Origin of the sequence: Streptomyces sp. NPDC041068 (assembly GCF_040647455.1) — a bacterium.
Lineage (GTDB): Bacteria > Actinomycetota > Actinomycetes > Streptomycetales > Streptomycetaceae > Streptomyces.
Map to the genome: position 1 here is coordinate 75,613 of NZ_JBEZCG010000020.1, position 18,867 is coordinate 94,479.

Genomic DNA, 18,867 nt, shown 5'->3' on the forward strand with positions numbered 1-18,867 from the left:
TCCCGTGTCCGAGGAACCGGTCAGACGCGATGCATCTGATGCACCAGACGCTGCAGCCGCACCCAACGCCTCTGAGGTGACCGATGCCTCTGAGGTGACCGACGTGTCTGAGCCACGCGACGCCGTTCCGGTGCCGGGCCGGCCGACAGGGCAGGCACAGGAGGCGGCCCCGGTGAGCGACGGGAGTCGCGGGAGCACGGGGTGGGGGACGCCGCGCCCCCACGCCACCTGGGACTACCCCGCGCCCCAGCGCACGCCGCTGCTCGACGACTTGAGGGCCGGGCCGCCTGGCCCTGTCCCGACAGCGACGCTGGGTTGCGTGCTCGTCACCGGACTTCTGAGCATGCTGTTGCTCGGCGACGGTCTGGCGCTGAACCTGCTGATCGTCGCTGTCCCGGCCACGCTCGCCGCGTACTTCGCGGCCCGGACCGCCGGCCGTCGTCCTCGTCCCTGGTCGCTGACCTGGGCCGTCGGCGGGCTTGCTCTGCTCGTTGTGCCCGCTCTGCGCGACGCCGGATGGCCGTCGTTCCTCGCGATCGTCTCTTCGGTCGCACTCGCCTCGCTTGCGCTGCACGGTTGCCGGACCTGGCCCGGCGTACTCCTGAGCCCCCTCGGCATCTTCGACTCGATCCTCAGAGGGCTCGGCTGGGGCTGGCGCGGAGTGCGCGAGCGCGCGGGAGGTGCGCGCGGTGCCGGGCCCGTGCTGCGTGCGGTGGCCGTGGCCGTCGTACTGCTCCTGGTCTTCGGAGCGCTGTTCGCCGGTGCCGACGCAGCCTTCGCCGACCTGCTCGGCGAGTTGATACCCGATGCCTCCCTCTCCGGAAGCCCCTGGCGCGTCCTGCTGCTGATCGTCGGGGTGGTCGGCGCCCTCGCCGCGGCGCACACCGCGGCCGCCCCCGTGCGCTGGGACCGGCTCGTGGTGAAGCGCGGCCGTGCACGCGGGCGGGTCGAGTGGGCGCTGCCGCTGATCGTGCTCAATGTGCTGTTCGCGGCGTTCAACGCGGTCCAACTCACCGTTCTCTTCGGCGGATACGACAGCGTCCTCGACAAGACCGGACTCTCGTACGCCGCCTATGCGCGGCAGGGATTCTGGCAGCTGCTCCTCGCCACCCTCCTCACGCTCCTCGTCATCGTGTTCGCATTGCGCTGGGCCCCTCGCGACGACCCTCGGGACCGCAGGCTGGTGCGTGCGGTGCTCGGCACGCTGTGCGCGCTGACGCTCGTCGTAGTGGCGTCGGCGGTGCGCCGCATGGACATGTACGTGGAGGCGTACGGCCTGACCAGGCTGCGGATCTCGGTTGTCGGCATTGAGCTCTGGCTCGGCGCGATCATCCTGTTGATCATGGCTGCGGGAGTCTGGGGCGCCCGGTGGCTGCCGCGCGCCGTCGCCGCCAGTGCGGCAGTCGGGGTGCTGGCCTTCGGTCTGCTGTCGCCCGACGGCCTGATCGCCGAGCGCAATGTGCAGCGCTACGAGGAGACCGGCAAGTTCGACTTCGACTACACACGGCAGCTGTCCGCCGATGCGGTCCCGGCCCTGGACAAGCTGCCGGAACCGCAGCGCTCCTGTGCGATCAAGCCCATAGCCGACGGTCTCGGGACCGAGCGCGGCCCTTGGTACGCGACGAGCCTCGGGGAGTCCAGGGCCCGGCGGATCATCGAGGCACGGCCGCCGTCGGTGGCTCCGGGGGTGTGCGGCACGGGGAGCGTGGACACCTCGTACTCCTCGTACCGCTGAGGCCCCTCTCTGCCCGGTCAGCCGCCCGCTGGCCCCGCAGCACTCGCAGTGCCGGAGAGGGCGTCCAGGTCGCTCTTGCGTACGCGGATCACGAGCACGGCGGTGGCCAGGGCGACGAGAGCCATGGCCACCGCCGGTATGAAGGCGGTCGAAATGCCCTCGGCCAGCACCTCGTGGCTCCACGGCGCGGGGAGCTCATGGGTCTTGGCGAACTCGGCCTTCTGCTCCGGTGTGGCATGGGCCATGAAGTCGGCCAGCTGTTCCTTGCCCTCGTCCCGGCTCGCCGTGCCGAAGACAGTGGTGAGGATGGAGAGGCCGAGCGAGCCGCCCACTTGTTGGGTGGCGTTGAGCAGTCCGGATGCCGCGCCCGCTTCGTGGGGGGCCACTCCGGAGACGGCGGTCAGCGTCAGCGTCACGAAGTTCAGGCCCATGCCGAAGCCGAACAGCAGCATGGGGCCGAGCACTCCACTTACGTACGAACTGTCCGGTCCGAGCAGGGACTGCCAGCCGAGGCCCAGGGCGACGATGGCCGAACCCGTCACCATGAACGGCTTGGGACCGAGCACCGGAAGGAACTTCTGCGACAGACCCGCGCCGATCGCGATCACGACGGTGACCGGCAGGAAGGCCAGGCCTGCTTCGATCGGGGTGTAGTTCAGGACGTTCTGAACGAAGAGCACGATGAAGAAGAACATCCCGAACATCGCGGCGGCCAGGCTGAGCATGATCACGTACGTGCCCGAGCGGTTGCGGTCGGCGAACATGCGGAGCGGAGTGATCGGTTCCTTCGCTCGGTTCTCGACCGTCACGAAGGTCAGGAGCAGGACGATCGCCGTACCGAACGACGCCAGGGTGAGGCTGTCGCGCCAGCCTTCCTCGGACGCGCGGATGAATCCGTAGACCAGGGCGGCCATGCCGGCCGTCGAGGTCAGCGCCCCCAGGAAGTCGAAGCGGCCGGGGTGGCGCTGGGATTCGCTGATGTAGAGCGGAGTGAGAACGGCGATCAGGATGCCGATGGGTACGTTCACGAACAGGACCCAGCGCCAGTCGAGCCACTCGGTGAGCATGCCGCCCGCCAGCAGACCTATTGCGCCACCGCCCGCCGAGACCGCGGCGAACACGCCGAACGCGCGGTTCCGCTCGGGACCTTCGGGGAAGGTCGTCGTGATGAGCGCCAGCGATGTGGGTGACGCGATGGCGCCGCCGACGCCCTGGAGGGCGCGCGCGGCCAGCAACTGCCAGGGCTCCTGGGCGAATCCGCCGAGGAGCGAGGCGAGTGTGAAGAGGAGGATGCCGGCCATGAAGACGCGGCGACGTCCCAGGATGTCCCCGGCCCGGCCACCGAGCAGCAGCATGCCGCCGAAGGTGAGGGTGTACGCGCTGACGACCCAAGTGAGGTCTGTCGTGGAGAAGTTGAGCGCTCCCTGGATGTGGGGCAGCGCGATGTTCACAATCGTCGCGTCCAGGACCACCATGAGTTGGCAGGCCGCGATGACGGTGAGGGCCATGCCGGGATGTCCCTCCCGGCGGGCGGCCCCGGGCTTTTGATCTTGCGTCAGTCGAGAGGTGCTCGTCATGATCCCCCGCAAGTGGCCTAGTGAACGCAACCGTTCACTGTTACCGACTACGGTAGTGACTCGGCTTCAGTGAACGCAAGCGTTCACTGAAGCTTCCTTGTCTTTGCTGCTTTCCTTGCTCGCTCAACGGAGAGAAAATGATGGTTACTTCGCGCTGGACGGCCGCTCCCGCTCGAGCGGCTTCCCCGCGGCGTCGAGGTCCTGTGCTGGAGCGGGCGATCCTCGATGCCGCGCTCGAGCAACTCAGCACGGTCGGCTGGAGCGGCCTGACCATGGAGGGCGTGGCCGCCGGCGCGCAGACCGGCAAGGCCGCCGTGTACCGCCGCTGGCCGTCCAAGGAGGACCTCGTCGTGGACGCGCTGCGGGTCGGGCTGCCGCAGCTCGTGAGCGCTCCCGACCTCGGCAGCGTCCGGGAGGACCTGCTCCAGTTGTGTGGACAGATGCGGGAGGCGATGTTCTCGCGTTCCGGATTCGCTCTGCGCTCGGTGCTTCACGAGTGCGACACGGCAACGGCCGAGCGCTTCCATGACGTGATCTTTGAAGGAGTCGTCGAGCCGAGCGTGAAGCTGATCAAAGAGGTCGTGCGCCGTGGAATCGAGCGCGGAGAGGTGCGTGCCGGAGGGACGGACGACTATGTGTGTGACGTCATTCCGGCCATGCTCATGTATCGCTCGAAGGTGTGCGGCAGCGAATGGCAGGACGTGGAATTCGAGGCCTTGATCGACCAGGTGATGGTTCCGCTGCTGCGTCGCTGAGGGCCGTGCGCCCACGTGCTCGGAAAGAGTCCGGGGGTGACTCGGCAAGCCTGGGTGTCGCGGGCGGCCTTCGGCGGCGTACGCTGTCTGGCGCCATGCCGTACGAAGCACCCACCCACACCGTCGAGCGCTCCTTGCGCGCCACCACCGGAGCGAAGATCGTCGCCGGTGTCGACGAAGTCGGGCGCGGCGCGTGGGCGGGCCCGGTCACCGTCTGTGCGGCGGTCACGGGACTGCGCCGGCCGCCCGAAGGGCTCACCGACTCCAAGCTGATCAGCCCCAAGCGGCGCGACGCGCTCGCGGAGGAGCTGGAGAGCTGGGTCACGGCACACGCCCTCGGCCACGCCTCGCACGAGGAGATCGACGAACTGGGGATGACGGCAGCGCTGCGGCTCGCCGCGGTGCGCGCCCTGGAGGGGCTGCCGGTCCGTCCGGACGCGGTCATCCTCGACGGGAAGCACGACTACCTCGGGGCCCCTTGGCGGGTTCGTACGGTGATCAAGGGGGACCGGTCCTGCGTGGCCGTCGCCGCGGCTTCGGTGATCGCCAAAGTCCGGCGCGACAAAATGATGGCCGAACTGGGCATCGAACATGCAGACTTCGGTTTTGCGGCCAACGCCGGTTATCCGTCGCCGGTTCACAAGGCCGCGCTGGAGGAGCGGGGGCCCACCCCGTACCACCGGCTTTCGTGGGCGTATCTTGATGCGTTGCCCCAGTGGCGGCACCTCAAGAAGGCCCGCAGCTGGGCGGACGGAAAAGTTCCGGAAATCGAGGGTCAGCTCGGCTTTGAGTTCTGACGCTTTTCCGGCCCTTCCGGTCGCACTCATGTGCCACCCGCCGACGCGAGTCGCATCGGCGTTTGATAGACAACACTTCATGCCTCTCATTCCCGAGGAGCCTCAGATTCACGAGAGTGCCCAGGGTCCCCGCGCCACGCCGGCCAGTGGCCGCACCGCGCCGACCCCCCGCCCCGTACCCGGCCCGCGCCCCGCGGCTCCGCCGCGTCCTGGCCGCCCTGGTCCCGCCCGGCCCATGCCGCCCGCGCAGCGCACGCCGCGCGACGCGGCCGCCAAGCCCGGGCCGTCCGCCCCGGCCGCTCCCGGTCCCTCCGCTTCCGGAGCGCCCGCCGGTGGTGCCTCCGCTGCTTCGGTTCCGCAGATCCAGTTGATCCCGGCCTCGGTCGAGGGTGCGCTGGACGCGGCCGAGGAGGCCGTCGACCTGCTTCTCGACTCCGGGCGTGCGCCCGGGGACGTCCTGGTGATCACCACCGGCGATCCGCACCCGTGGGCCACGCACGAGCTGTCCTTCGGCGAGGCCGCCTACTGGGCCCAGCACGATGCGGGCGACGACGTCTTCTATGCCGACGCCGCCGCTCTCACTCGTGCCGCGGCTCGGCCCGTGGTCGTCGTCGCCCTCAACGGCGGCAGCGAAGAGACCGCGGTGGCCGCGTTGCCGACGGCTCTGGCCCGCGCGGAGACCTTGCTGATCGTCTGCGGTGATCCGCAGCGGATCAACTCGATGCTGGGCGCCGGCGTCTGACGCCTGTGTCCGACAGCCGTCGCCCGGTGCCGGTCGTGCGGTAGCACCGCGCGGCCGTGGCCGTGTGGTGTCGCTGTTCGGCGTACGACGTGCGGTGTACGGCGTGTGTGCCGTGCGACGCACGGCCGGTTCGGCCGAGTGGCGATCCGTGCTGATTGCGTACGGGTGACGGTGAAGTGAGGGGGGCAGAGGACGTGCGGTTGTGCGTCCTCGTCCAGGCGACCAGCAGGGGGCGGCGTCGCAGGGGGCAACGTCAGCGTGCCGCCGCGCGGCGCAGCACGTCCGATGCGACGCCTCCGGTGCGAGGCATCGGCGGATCGGCCCCGGTGAAGGGCTCGGGCTGCGAACCGGCGCTCGGTCTGCGGCCTCCGCGTCCCTCACCGAGCACCTGCCAGCCGTCGCGCGTCAGCGTGATGTACGCACCGCACCGCAGCCCGTGCAGGGTGCAGGCGTCTCGCAGGCCCCACATCCAGGCTCCGTCCTCCTGGGTCCAACGGGCGTCTCCGTCACGGCAGTAGAGCAGCACGGCGGTGCGCACAGGGGTGCGGCGCCGCAGGTCGTGCGGGATGACCCGACGCAACTGCGTGAGCAGGGCGTTGCGGAACACCCAGCCGTCCGTCACGGTCGCGCGTCGGTTGAAGGAAGCGCTCGCCCGCAGCCGTTCGTCCGAATCCAGCACGGCCACGACGGCTGTCGCCGGGGTCGGCCGGTGGCGGGAGTACAGGCCGCTCACGACCTCGCGTGGATTGCGCAGCAGGGGGATCCCCGCGGCTGACCACTCCGCGGGTTCGAGCATCCGGGTCAGTCGGTGGGCGGAATCGGCGGACATCTCGGCCGACGTCGAGAACTCCGACGTCGATGCCGCGGCGGACGGAGCGAATCCGAAGGTCACGGTCCTCCCTTCGGCTACGCGCCCATGCTGAGGGCGGGGGCGGACTGGGGGAGCGCACCGCAACACAGCCCTACCGGACCACGGGGAGCCGCGCGGGAGCGGTTCCAATTCTTCCCGTCGTAGTCCCCTGCGGCAACGAGCAGTTGAGGCCGATTGCCGGTATCGATCGATGCGCCGTGTATATCCCTGCCCAACTCGCCGCCCTCGACGCCTCTGTCATCCCTGCACGGCCAGGACCAGTGGCAACACCCCTTCGGCTCCGGCACGACGGAGCATGCGCGCGGCCACGGCGAGGGTCCAGCCGCTGTCGGTCAGGTCGTCCACCAGGAACACCGGTCCGCCCGCTTCCTGGAGCGCGGCCGCCAGCGCGGGAGGCACCGTCAGCGCGCCGTCGAGGGCACGCAGACGCTGCGCGCTGTTGCTCCGCGGTACCCGTGCGGCATCGGCTCCGGCGGCGTACTCCAGGGACCCCAGGAGCGGAAGCCTGCCGATCTCCGCGATCCGCGCACCCAGTGACTGGATCAGCTGAGGCCGCGTCAGCGACGTCATGGTCACCACGCCGACGGGGCGCGGCCGCGCGTCGCCTGCGCCAGAGGCCCAGCCACCGGGGCCCTTCGCCCAGTCCGCGAGTACTTCCACCACGGCCTTGGCCACGTCGTCCGGAACCGGTCCGTCCGGGGCCTGGGGAGCGAGCATGGGGCGGAGCCGATTTCCCCAGCCGATATCGGAGAGACGCCCCAAGGCCCGTCCCGGAGCGGCCTGTTCGCCCGCGGGGATACGTCCCTTGAGGTTCACGCCGACTGCGGCCAGGCCCGTGGGCCACATCTTCCGGGGCTCCACATCGACGCCTGCGCGCCCGAGCTCACCTCGCGCCGAGTCCAGCGCCGCGGAGGACACCTCGTCGCCGAACCGCGAGCCCGCGCAGTTGTCGCAGCGTCCGCACGGAGCCGCGCCCTCGTCGTCCAACTGGCGCCGCAGGAACTCCATGCGGCAGCCGGGCGCCGATGCGTACTCGCGCATCGCCTGTTGCTCGGCCTGTCGCTGCTTGGCGACCCAGGCATAGCGCTCGGTGTCGTACGTCCACGCCTGGCCGGTGGAGATCCAGCCGCCCTTGACCCGCTTGACCGCACCGTCCACATCGAGGACCTTGAGCATCGTCTCGAGCCGCGAGCGGCGGAGCTCGACCAAGGGCTCGAGGGCCGGCAGTGACAGCGGCCTGTCGGCCTGGGCCAGTACGTCGAGCGTGCGCCGCACCTGCTCCTCGGGCGGGAAGGCGAGCGAGGCGAAGTAGTTCCAGATGGCCTCGTCCTCCTTGCCCGGCAGAAGCAGCACCTCGGCGTGGTCGACTCCGCGGCCGGCGCGCCCCACCTGCTGGTAGTAGGCGATCGGCGAGGACGGGGAGCCGAGGTGGACCACGAAGCCCAGGTCGGGCTTGTCGAAGCCCATTCCGAGGGCGGAGGTCGCGACGAGAGCCTTCACACGGTTGGCGAGGAGATCCTCCTCGGCCTGCTGGCGATCGGCGTTCTCGGTCTTTCCGGTGTACGAGGCGACGGTGTGCCCGCACTGCCGCAGATAGGCGGTCACTTCCTCGGCGGCGGCGACCGTGAGGGTGTAGATGATCCCGGATCCCGGAAGGTCGTTCAGGTGGTCGGCCAGCCACGCCAAGCGGTGTGCGGCGTTCGGGAGTTGGAGCACGCTCAGGCTCAGGCTCTCCCGGTCGAGCGGGCCGCGCAGGACGAGTGCGTCCGAGCCGCCTCCAGTGCCGAGCTGCTCGGCCACGTCGGCCGTCACTCGCGCGTTGGCCGTCGCGGTGGTGGCCAGGACGGGGACGTCGGGCGGGAGGTCGGCGAGCATCGTGCGCAGCCGGCGGTAATCGGGCCGGAAGTCGTGGCCCCAGTCGGAGATGCAGTGTGCCTCGTCGACCACGAGCAGGCCGGTGGCCGCGGCGAGCTTGGGCAGCACCTGGTCGCGGAAGTCCGGGTTGTTGAGCCGCTCCGGGCTGACCAGCAGCACGTCCACGTCACCCGCGGCCACCTCGGCCTGGACCGTCTCCCACTCCTCGGTGTTGGAGGAGTTGATCGTTCGGGCGCGGATCCCGGCCCGTGCGGCCGACTCGACCTGGTTGCGCATGAGCGCGAGCAGCGGGGAGACGATCACAGTCGGCCCGCTGCCCCGCTCACGCAGGAGCGCGGTCGCGACGAAGTACACGGCGGACTTGCCCCAGCCGGTTCTCTGCACGACGAGGGCTCGGCGCTTGTCCGCGACCAGCGCCTCGATCGCACGCCACTGGTCCTCGCGCAGCCGGGGGCCGTCCGACGAGGGCGCCTCACCGGACGCGGAGGAAGGTCCGCCGACGAGGCGGGCGAGTACGGCATCAGCCGCCGTGCGCAGGTCTTCGTTGCTCATGCCCCCATGCAACCCGATGGGTCGGACATTAGGCGAACGAGTCCGCGAGGCTGTGGATAACTCTTGGCGTGCCCCTGATCGAGGTTATCCACAGGGGTAACCGGAGTCTTGTGATCCGCGGCAGAGTCGGCGCATGACGAATCACAGCGAAGCAGCCGGCCCGATCGACCCCGACGACTCGACCCGTGCCGAGGGCGTCGCCCGCTCCGGCGCCTCGATCAGTCCGAGCGGCCGGATCGGTCCCGGTGTGTCGACCGACGAGCCCGTGGTCACACTGCGTACCCCGGCCGAACTGGCGGACGCCTTGCCGTACTTGCTCGGCTTCAAGCCCGAGGAGAGTGTCGTACTCATCGCCATGCACGGCGAACGGGGCCGATTCGGCGGCCGGGTGCGCCTCGGCATCCCCGACCGCACTGAGGACTGGCCGTGTGTGGCGGAGCAGCTGGCCCAGTGCCTCGTGGGTGGTTGCGAGAGGAGGGGGTCCCGCCCGGAGGGCGTCGTCGCCTTCCTCTGCCAGGAACCCGTCGGCATGGAGTCCGGGCAGCAGGTCGTGGAGCGTCTGCGGCCGCTGGCGCAGGTGCTGCGCACGGCGTGCGGCGGTCTCGACGTCCCGGTGTTCGAAGTCGTGTGCATCTCGGACGGCCGCTTCTGGACCTACTGCTGTCCGGACACCCGATGCTGCCCACCGGAGGGCATCCCCCTGCTCAGGCCCGGTACCTCGGTCCTGGCCGCGGCCGCGACCTACATGGGTGTCCACGCGGGCGCCACGCAGAGCGAGATCAGGGCGCGACTCACTCCGTGGAAGACCGCCGCGGCGACGGAGCAGGAGCGCGCGCTCGACGCCGCCGGTCTCGCACTCGTCCCCCGGATTCTGGATGACGAAGGGCATGGCGTCGCCGCCGAGACGCTTGACCTGGCCCGTCGGCTCATGGCGCGCATCGAGGCCGCACCTCCCGTCTCCGGCACCCTCGAGGCGGACAGCAGGGACGACGAACTGATCGCGCACGACGAGGCGGCCGCGCTGATTCTCGGGCTCCAGGTTCGGACGACACGTGATCGTGCGGCGGAGTGGATGGAAGGTGACGAGGCGCCTCCCGCGCTGCGCCTTTGGCGGGCCCTGGCCCGACGCTGCGTCGGTGCCTACACCGAGCACGCGGCGGCGCCCCTGTCCCTCGCAGGCTGGGTCGCCTGGTCTCTCGGCGATATCACGGAGGGCCAGGAAGCCCTGGACATGGCGCTCCAGGTCGACCCCGGATACACCTTCGCCCGCCTCCTGAACCACGCCTGCAACGAAGGCGTGGACCCGGAGTCGATTCGCCGCTGCCTGCGCACCGAGCGCGACGAACACCCGCAATCCGATGAGCAGTTGAGGGCGGCCCCGGGGGAGGCCTCGGGGGAGGCTCCGGAAGGTACTGCCCGGCGGCTCCGTCGCCGCCTGTCGCGCTCGGCGGGGGGAGGCTCCCGCGGGCCCGGAGGTACTCGTTCCTCCGGTGGCGCTCGGCCCTCCGGAGGTCCGGGCACGGGGCCGCAGAACCGCCCCCGCATCCTTCGGCGCAGCGCGAGGAACGGCCAATGAGCGCGTTGCTCCGGCGCTGGCCCGGATGGGCGGTACGGCTGCGGTCCGGCGTGGCGCACCTGGGGAGTTGGCTCCGCATGGTCGTCTTCCTGCCGTGGAGGCGTGACTTGGAGCCGGGCCGTTCCGTTCACCTGAGTGGCGGTACCCGTAACCGGGTCGCGCCGTTGCACCGCCTCCGACCTTCCGTAGCGCAGACAACGCAGAAGAAGCCGCCCCATGACCCTTCCTGCTCCGTCTCCCGTAACCGACAGAGAGGGGCCCCGGCGGACCGTGCCGGCCCCCGCGAGCCGGCCCGGTGGCCCGGCACCGAGCCCGGTGTCACGCCGCCCGGTGGAGCTCCCGCCCGCGCACACCGTGCTGATGTGCGTCGCCTTGCCCGCCCTCGCGATCTCCACGGACCAGGGGCAGTTGACCGGCCGAGGGCTGGAGGGCTTCTACCGCGCGGGGCGCAGGATCCTGTCCCGCTGCGAGGTGCGGGTGGCGGGGCGCGAGCCGGTCGCCGTGCAGGCCCGCATGCTGTCCGCGGACAGCGCCCGGTTCGTGGCGACGCTCCGATTGTCCACGGACGGCGGGCCCGACCCGGAGGTCGTCGTCGAGCGGATCCGGCACGCGGACGGCACGGAGCGGATCACCCTGCACAGCGCGGCCGTGCGTCCCCTGCGGCTGCCCGTCGAGGTCTCGCTCGGTACGGACCTGGCCGAGGTGGGCGTGGTCGCGTCCGGCAGGGCCGGGCCCGAGCTGCCCGCCAGCGTGCACGACTCGGGCATGCGCTGGTCCTCCGCCACCGCCCACTGCGTGGTCACCGCCGACCCCGCACCCGAGGACGCCCTGGCTTCCGCGGGTTTGCTGCGCTGGGAGGTGGACCTGCCGCCGGGGGCATCGCGCAGTGTGGAGCTGCGGGTGCGCCCCGAAGGCGGTGGGCCCGTCCGGGCGGCGGGGCACGGTGCGATGCGCTCCGTCGCCCAGGCACGGGCCGTCGGTGACGACCCCAGGGTCCAGCCGCTCCTGGACCGGTCCGTCGAGGATCTGCAGGCGTTGCTGCTGCGTGACTCCGAGCAGCCGACCGACATGTACCCGGCAGCGGGCGCCCCGTGGCGCTGCGGACTCGCACCGGCGGAGGCGCTGGCCGCCGCCCGCATGGCACTGCCGCTCGGCACTCGCCTCGCCGCAGGGACGCTGCGCACCCTCGCTCGCAGCCAACTCGCGGGTCCTGGAGCGAGGTCGGGCATGATTCCGGGTCCGTTGCGGGATGCGGGGCCGCACCTGCCGCCGGGATGCACGGGCACCGAGGCGACCCTGCTCTTCCCGGTGCTCCTTGCGGAGGCGTGGCGTTGGGGGCTCTCCGGACAGGAGGTGGAGGAACTGCTGCCCGTGGCGGAGCGGTGCCTGCGGTGGCTGCGCGCCGCGGCCGACGAGGGCGTGTTCCTGACGGACGCCCACCCGGGCGGACCGGCGCGCTGCGAGGTCCAGGCGTATGCGCACCGGGCCGCGCTGCTCGGCGCCGACCTGCTCGATGCCCACGGTCGCGCGGACTCGATCGGTCTGCGGCAGTGGGCGGAGAGGATGCGGTCCGCGTTCCGGGAGGCGTTCTGGGTGGAGGACCGGGCGGGTGGCAGGCCCGCAGCGGCCCTCCTGGCCGACGGTCGGCCCGTTCCGCACCTGACGGGGGGTGCGGCCCACCTGCTGGACACCGGCCTGCTCGGGGCGGGTGCGCTCGCCCCCGGCCTGCTCGACAAGGTGCAGACCGAGCAGCTCGCGCGGCTGCTCGGTGGGCCCGCCATGGACTCCGGCTGGGGGCTGCGCAGTCTGGGTGCGAAGGAGGTCGCGTACAACCCCTTCGGGCACCGGGGCGGTGCGGTCCGGGTGCATGAGACGGCGGTCGCCGTCGCCGGGCTGGCCGCGGCCGGGTACGAGAAGGAGGCGAGCTCGCTGCTGCGAGGCATGCTCTCGGCGGCCGAGTCCTTCGGCCACCGGCTCCCCGAGATGTACGCGGGGGAGCAGCGCACGGAGGGCGGGGCGCCCCTGCCTCACCCGGCGGCCTGCCGCCCGGCGGCCACCGCCGCTGCCGCAGGGGTGCACATCCTCACGGCGCTCGCCGGGATCAGGCCGGACGCGCCGACCGGCACAGTGACGCTGAGGCCGGTCCGCAGCGCTCCGCTCGGGGAGCTGGGGCTGACCGCGCTCAGCGTTGCGGGCGCCCCGTTCTCCGTACGCGTGAGCCGTCTGGGTCTCGCCATGGTCGAGGAGGCGGCCGACGGGCTGCAGTTGGGGGTGTGATTCCGCTGGACCTGGATCGGAGGCACGCCGTGGAGCGGCTCCGTGTGTCCGGTGAACCGGACCAGGGAGCAATGGGCGAAGGAGATGTTTATCGTCAGGCAGACGACTATGATCGCGGCATGTCGCCCTACGACCCGTCGGCCTTCCCGCCCTTCGCTGTCACTGTCGACCTGGTCGTGCTGACCGTACGACGTCACGCGCTCTGCGCGCTGGCCGTGCGGCGGGGTGAGCAGCCGTTCCAGGGGCGTTGGGCGCTGCCCGGGGGATTCGTACGGCCTGACGAGGACCTGTCGGCAGCGGCGGCGCGCGAACTGATCGAGGAGACGGGCCTGTGCGCCCATGACCCCGACGCTCCCGCCCAGGCCAATGGGGCGCACCTCGAACAGCTCGCGACCTACGGCGACCCCAAGCGTGATCCACGCATGCGCGTGGTCAGCGTCGCCCACCTCGCGCTGGCTCCGGACCTGCCCGCACCGCGGGCCGGCGGCGACGCGCACAGTGCGCGCTGGGCCCCGGTCGAGGCCCTGCTCAAGCAAGGGGGCTACGGCCGTGAGGGCGAACAGGCGGCGCCGCTGGCCTTCGACCACGCACAGATCCTCGCGGACGGCGTCGAACGCGCCCGGTCCAAGATCGAATACTCCTCCCTCGCCACGGCCTTCTGCCCGCCGGAGTTCACCGTCGGTGAGCTGCGACGGGTGTACGAGGCGGTCTGGGGCGTCGTTCTCGACCCGCGCAACTTCCATCGCAAGGTGACGGGCACGCCCGGCTTCCTCGTGCCCACCGGCGGGACCACCACCCGGCAGGGCGGACGCCCGGCCCAGCTCTTCCGTGCGGGCGGGGCGACCCTCCTCAACCCGCCGATGCTGCGCCCCGAGGTCTGACGCCCACGCTCGCTGTCACCTGCCTCTCCTGCCGGTCTGTGTCGCTCGGCGGACACCAGTGGCCCATGCCCTGCCCGAAAAGGCAGAAATGTCGCGTTATCTTGCTGCAGTACCCACGGGGTTCGTCCGTCCCCGATCCGGCGGACGGATCCCGGCCGCCGAGCGGTCGCACATCCTGCGAGAGAAGCGATGATCCAGGCCATCGGACTGACCAGCAATCCCCGCCAGGAGCTCCCGCCCGCCGTCGACGACGTGTCCTTCGAGGCACGCACCGGCCGTGTCACGGCGCTGCTCGGCGCCGAGGCCGCCGGCAAGACCACGGCGCTGCGGCTGATGCTCGAACTTCAACAGGGCCGTGGAATCGCGTACTTCAGAGGCCGTCCACTGCACCGCATCGCCCATCCGTCGCGTGAGGTGGGCGTCCTCCTGGGAGATGTCCCAGGGCATCCCGGGCGCTCGGTCCGCGGCCATATGCGCATGCTGTGCGCGGCCGCCGGAGTGCCCGTCCAGCGCGCCGACGACGTCCTTGAGGTCGTCGGCCTCGTCAGCCTCCGCGACCAGCGCCTCGGCACCCTCTCGCGCGGCATGGACCGTCGTCTGGGCCTTGCCTGCGCGCTGCTCGCCGACCCGCACACGCTCGTCCTGGACGGGCCGGCCGACGGACTCTCGGCCAGGGAGAGCGCGTGGCTGCACGGGATTCTGCGTGCCCACGCGAGTCAGGGGGGCACGGTCCTGTTCACCACGGACGACCCCAAGGAAGCCGCCCGAACCGCTGATCGCGTCGTCACACTGGCGGCCGGACGGCTCGTCGCCGACCAGGAGGCGGCGGACTTCGCGCGGACCAGGCTCCGTCCCCGCGTCGCTGTCCGGAGCCCGCACGCCGTCCGCCTCGGCACGTTCCTCACCAAAGAGGCACGCGCGGGACAGCGCTCCATCGAGGTGGTCAAGGAGGACGGCAACAGGCTCTCCGTGTACGGCAGCAACTGTGCCGACGTGGGGGAGACCGCGTATCGGCACGGCATCCTCGTGCATCAACTGGCCGATGAGATCGGCGATGCGGGGCCGTCGCGGCGGGAGAGGGAGGCCGAGGCGGCGGAGTCGGCCACATCCGAGGTCCCCGCCGAGCCTCGCCCGGCCGAAGTCCGGGCCGAAGTCCGGGCCGAAGTCCGAGCCCTGGCCGAGACGGACGGCGAAGCGGAAAACCAGGTCGAGGTCGCTCCGCCTCCGTTGGTTCCCCTGATCCCGTTGGAGGCCGACGACACCGTCCCGCTCGAAGGCGATGCCCAGTACCCCGGCGAGGCTCCTCCGGCCCCGTCCGCCCCGCAGGAATCGGCGTCCTCCCTGCCGCCTCCCATCACCGTCCGCCCCAGTCGCAGCCCTCTTCGCCCGCTGCGCTACGAGCTGCGCCGCCTGATGGGTGTCGGCACCGGCTATCTCATCCTGGCCGCTGTCCTCGCCACCTCCGCCGTGATCAGTCTCTTCCTGGCCCGAGCAGGGCACACCCCGCAGCCACGCGTCCTCGCGGCCTGGCCCCACGAACTGCCGCTGCCGCCCGCTGCTCTGGGCGCCGGGCTGCTCGGTGCCCTCGCGTTCGGGGACGAGTTCCGCCACCCCGCCCTCGCCGCGGATCGGGGCACCGTGCCGCGACGTCTCGGCCTGCTCGGCGCCAAGCTGCTCGTCGCCGCCGCCACGGCGCTGCTCCTGGGCGTCCTCGCGGTGGCCTCCGACGCCGCGCTGCTCCACCTTGTATACGGAGAAGAGCTCACGAGAGTTCCCGCCGACTGGCCCTCGCTGAGCGCGAGTTGGACGGCCCTGGGGGTGGGCTGCGCCTGGGCCGGGGTACTGGCCGCAGGCGTCTTCCGGTCCACGACCGCGGGGCTCGCCGCGGTTCTCGCGGTGCCGATTGTCGTCGTACCCCTCGTACAGAAAGCCGTCGAGGGGCCATCTGTGCGATCGGCGGCCGGGCTTCCTGCGCGGCTGCGGGATCTCGCGATGGTGCAGTGGCCGTTCGGGGCCGAGCGATATCTGGCCGCGGGAGTGCGCATGATCGCTCAACCTGTGGGCGGTGCACTGATGTTGTCGCTGACCGCTCTGCTCTGCGCATATCTGCTCACAGCCGTGCGTAGCAGAGTCCGTTGACGACCGTCCGGCGCCTTCCGGTGCAGGGCTGGGCACAACTCCCCGGACAACGCCCATTTCTTTCCGATAAGGCGTCAATTGCGGCGGGGTGAGCGATCACCCTTTCGTGTGCTTTTCACCAAAGACCTCAAGGGAGTTGGAGGCAACGCCGACAACTGATCCGTGAGTACCCTTGCGCACACCATGATGACCACCGCCCGCTCCGCCGACTCCGGTCTCGCAGGCCCGGGCGACCTCGACCGATACCCCTACGCCGAGTCCCCCGGTGGCGAGCGCGTCGTCGCTCCCGTATGGGACGGCGCCGACCAGGACCTGGGGCGTGTGGGCCGGCGCGCCGCCGGAAGTCGCGGCCGCGGGCTGCACGGCCAACTCGTCCAGCAGCTGGGCCAGATGATCGTCTCCGGCGACCTGGGCGCCGACCGCCCGCTGGTCCCCGAGGAGATCGGGCAGCGCTTCGAGGTCTCCCGCACCGTCGTCCGTGAGTCCCTGCGCGTGCTCGAGGCCAAGGGCCTCGTCAGCGCCCGGCCGAACGTCGGCACGCGCGTGCGTCCCGTCAGCGACTGGAACCTGCTCGACCCGGACATCATCGAGTGGCGGGCCTTCGGGCCGCAGCGCGACGACCAGCGGCGCGAACTCGGTGAGCTGCGCTGGATGATCGAGCCGCTCGCAGCCCGGCTCGCCGCGGGACACGGTCGCGAGGAGGTGCAGCAGCGCCTCGCCGACATGGTCGAGATCATGGGGCACGCGCTGGGGCAGGGCGACTCGATCACCTTCTCCCGTGCCGACGCGGAGTTCCACTCGCTGCTCATCCAGGTCGCGGGCAACCGCATGCTCGAGCACCTGTCCGGCATCGTCTCGGCCGCCCTGCAGGTCTCGGGCGGGCCGATCACCGGCTGCGACCGCCCCAGCGAGGCCTCCCTCGTCCACCACTCCCGCATCGTCGACGCCCTCGCGGCGGGCGACGGCGCCGGCGCCGAGGCCGCCATGCGGCAGCTGCTCACCGTCCACCCGGAGGTGGAGCGCGTCGTGCCCGCCCCGCGCGAGCACTGACCGCGGCCGCGCCGACGCCGTCGGTGTGCGCTCGGTCATCGCACCTCGTCACCCTGTGTCGCCGGCCGCCACGGGCTCCGCGGGAGTTCCGTGGGTCCGGCGACACAGGGTGAGGGTTGCTTCGTCGGGTATCGGGGGATCATTCGTGCATGCGTATAGGTCGCTTGTGACCGTATCTGGATGCTTTTGAGCACTTACGGGGTGTGACTCGGGCCACGTAGATTGGGCGTAACGCTCCAAGGAACAGCGCGATGACCTAAGAGGTGATAGCCGAGGAAGGAATACAGCCGTCGTTCGCGGCGCTGTACAGCTCCCCGGTCCCGCCCGCGCCGTCGGCCCAATCCCCAGCCGCCGGTCGTCGGCTCCGGTCCACAGTGGACGGGGCCGGAAGCCGTTTTCCAACGTTCCGAGAGGTTGTTCGTGTCGGCCAGCACATCCCGTACGCTCCCGCCGGAGATCGCCGAATCCGTCTCTGTCATGGCGCTCATCGAGCGGGGAAAGGCTGATGGGCAGATCGCCGGCGATGACGTGCGTCGTGCCTTCGAAGCTGACCAGATTCCGGCCACTCAGTGGAAGAACGTTCTGCGCAGCCTCAACCAGATCCTCGAGGAAGAGGGTGTGACGCTGATGGTCAGTGCCGCGGAGCCAAAGCGCCCCCGCAAGAGCGTCGCAGCGAAGAGCCCGGCCAAGCGCACCGCGACCAGGACGGTCGCGGCCAAGACCGTCACGGCGAAGCCCACCGCCACCGCCGCCACTGAGGCGCCGACCGCGGACGGCTCCGCCGAGGACGCGCCCGCGAAGAAGGTCGCTGCCAAGAAGACGACGGCCAAGAAGGCCGTCGCGAAGAAGACCGCCGCCAAGAAGACGGCGGCAAAGAAGGCCACTTCCAAGAAGGACGCCGACGAGCTCCTCGACGACGAGGCCACCGAGGAGGCACCCGCCACCGGCAAGCCCGGCGAGGGCGAGCCGGCCGAGGAGGGCGCCCAGGGCTTCGTACTCTCCGACGAGGACGAGGACGACGCGCCGGCCCAGCAGGTCGCCGCCGCCGGTGCCACCGCCGACCCGGTCAAGGACTACCTCAAGCAGATCGGCAAGGTCCCGCTGCTCAACGCCGAGCAGGAGGTCGAGCTCGCCAAGCGCATCGAGGCCGGTCTGTTCGCCGAGGACAAGCTGGCCAACGCCGACAAGCTCGCGCCGAAGCTCAAGCGCGAGCTGGAGATCATCGCCGAGGACGGCCGCCGCGCCAAGAACCACCTCCTGGAGGCCAACCTCCGTCTGGTGGTCTCCCTGGCCAAGCGCTACACCGGCCGCGGCATGCTCTTCCTGGACCTCATCCAGGAGGGCAACCTCGGTCTGATCCGCGCGGTCGAGAAGTTCGACTACACCAAGGGCTACAAGTTCTCCACGTACGCCACCTGGTGGATCCGTCAGGCGATCACCCGCGCCATGGCCGACCAGGCCCGCACCATCCGTATCCCGGTGCACATGGTCGAGGTCATCAACAAGCTGGCCCGTGTCCAGCGCCAGATGCTCCAGGACCTGGGCCGCGAGCCCACCCCGGAGGAGCTGGCCAAGGAACTCGACATGACCCCGGAGAAGGTCATCGAGGTCCAGAAGTACGGCCGTGAGCCGATCTCCCTCCACACCCCCCTGGGTGAGGACGGCGACAGCGAGTTCGGTGACCTCATCGAGGACTCCGAAGCAGTCGTGCCGGCCGACGCGGTCAGCTTCACGCTCCTGCAGGAGCAGCTGCACTCGGTCCTGGACACCCTGTCCGAGCGTGAGGCGGGCGTGGTCTCCATGCGCTTCGGTCTCACGGACGGCCAGCCCAAGACCCTCGACGAGATCGGCAAGGTCTACGGAGTGACGCGTGAGCGCATCCGTCAGATCGAGTCGAAGACGATGTCGAAGCTGCGTCACCCGTCGCGCTCGCAGGTCCTGCGCGACTACCTCGACTAGGCGTCGACAGCCGTCAGAGCACACCCTCGGAAGGCCCGGAGTTCGCAGTACGCGACTTCGGGCCTTCCGCGTGCGCGGGTG

General features: G+C 70.9%; 13 protein-coding genes. 10 read left to right on the forward strand and 3 right to left on the reverse strand.

All coding sequences use genetic code 11. The annotated features are described in order from the left end of the window. Window positions 1-271: 271 nt before the first annotated feature. The gene (locus AB0B50_RS36575) at window positions 272-1,735 is read left to right on the forward strand and encodes a DUF4173 domain-containing protein (RefSeq protein WP_362340226.1); all 1,464 of its coding nucleotides are present in this window, start codon (window positions 272-274) and stop codon (window positions 1,733-1,735) included. A gap of 17 nt (window positions 1,736-1,752) precedes the next feature. Here AB0B50_RS36575 and AB0B50_RS36580 read toward each other — a convergent pair whose 3' ends face one another. Next, window positions 1,753-3,312: an MFS transporter gene (locus tag AB0B50_RS36580; protein ID WP_362340145.1), complete on the reverse strand. Its 1,560-nt coding sequence runs from the start codon at window positions 3,310-3,312 to the stop codon at window positions 1,753-1,755. Window positions 3,313-3,452: 140 nt separating this feature from the next. On the opposite strand from AB0B50_RS36580, the gene AB0B50_RS36585 reads away from it, so the two are divergent. The 3 genes from AB0B50_RS36585 (at window position 3,453) to AB0B50_RS36595 (ending at window position 5,606) form a co-directional block, all read left to right on the forward strand. After that, window positions 3,453-4,067: a TetR/AcrR family transcriptional regulator gene (locus AB0B50_RS36585; RefSeq protein WP_362340146.1), complete on the forward strand. Its 615-nt coding sequence runs from the start codon at window positions 3,453-3,455 to the stop codon at window positions 4,065-4,067. A gap of 95 nt (window positions 4,068-4,162) precedes the next feature. Beyond that, window positions 4,163-4,864 carry a ribonuclease HII gene (locus tag AB0B50_RS36590; RefSeq protein ID WP_362340147.1) on the forward strand — a complete coding sequence of 234 codons (702 nt, stop codon included), beginning with the start codon at window positions 4,163-4,165 and terminating at the stop codon, window positions 4,862-4,864. 79 nt (window positions 4,865-4,943) lie between these two features. Further along, a complete protein-coding gene (locus AB0B50_RS36595) occupies window positions 4,944-5,606 on the forward strand; it encodes a hypothetical protein (RefSeq protein WP_362340148.1) in 663 nt (220 codons plus the stop codon). A 253-nt stretch (window positions 5,607-5,859) separates the two neighbouring features. Here AB0B50_RS36595 and AB0B50_RS36600 read toward each other — a convergent pair whose 3' ends face one another. Both AB0B50_RS36600 and AB0B50_RS36605 read right to left on the reverse strand, forming a co-directional pair. Beyond that, the gene (locus AB0B50_RS36600) at window positions 5,860-6,498 is read right to left on the reverse strand and encodes a hypothetical protein (protein ID WP_362340149.1); all 639 of its coding nucleotides are present in this window, start codon (window positions 6,496-6,498) and stop codon (window positions 5,860-5,862) included. Between the two features lie 216 nt (window positions 6,499-6,714). Further along, the gene (locus tag AB0B50_RS36605; protein ID WP_362340150.1) at window positions 6,715-8,904 is read right to left on the reverse strand and encodes a RecQ family ATP-dependent DNA helicase; all 2,190 of its coding nucleotides are present in this window, start codon (window positions 8,902-8,904) and stop codon (window positions 6,715-6,717) included. Between the two features lie 133 nt (window positions 8,905-9,037). On the opposite strand from AB0B50_RS36605, the gene AB0B50_RS36610 reads away from it, so the two are divergent. The 6 genes from AB0B50_RS36610 (at window position 9,038) to AB0B50_RS36635 (ending at window position 18,786) form a co-directional block, all read left to right on the forward strand. Continuing rightward, the gene (locus AB0B50_RS36610) at window positions 9,038-10,480 is read left to right on the forward strand and encodes a DUF4192 domain-containing protein (protein ID WP_362340151.1); all 1,443 of its coding nucleotides are present in this window, start codon (window positions 9,038-9,040) and stop codon (window positions 10,478-10,480) included. A gap of 360 nt (window positions 10,481-10,840) precedes the next feature. Continuing rightward, entirely contained in the window at window positions 10,841-12,757 is a 1,917-nt protein-coding gene (locus AB0B50_RS36615) for a glycogen debranching N-terminal domain-containing protein (protein WP_362340227.1), read from the forward strand. 119 nt (window positions 12,758-12,876) lie between these two features. Further along, entirely contained in the window at window positions 12,877-13,638 is a 762-nt protein-coding gene (locus AB0B50_RS36620) for an NUDIX hydrolase (RefSeq protein ID WP_362340152.1), read from the forward strand. Between the two features lie 189 nt (window positions 13,639-13,827). After that, window positions 13,828-15,777, forward strand: a complete 1,950-nt coding sequence (locus AB0B50_RS36625) for an ATP-binding cassette domain-containing protein (protein ID WP_362340153.1) — start codon at window positions 13,828-13,830, stop codon at window positions 15,775-15,777. A gap of 162 nt (window positions 15,778-15,939) precedes the next feature. Next, window positions 15,940-16,827 carry an FCD domain-containing protein gene (locus AB0B50_RS36630; RefSeq protein ID WP_362340154.1) on the forward strand — a complete coding sequence of 296 codons (888 nt, stop codon included), beginning with the start codon at window positions 15,940-15,942 and terminating at the stop codon, window positions 16,825-16,827. Between the two features lie 414 nt (window positions 16,828-17,241). Next, window positions 17,242-18,786, forward strand: coding sequence for an RNA polymerase sigma factor (locus AB0B50_RS36635; RefSeq protein WP_362340155.1), 1,545 nt, complete (start codon window positions 17,242-17,244; stop codon window positions 18,784-18,786). The last annotated feature ends 81 nt before the right edge of the window (window positions 18,787-18,867 follow it).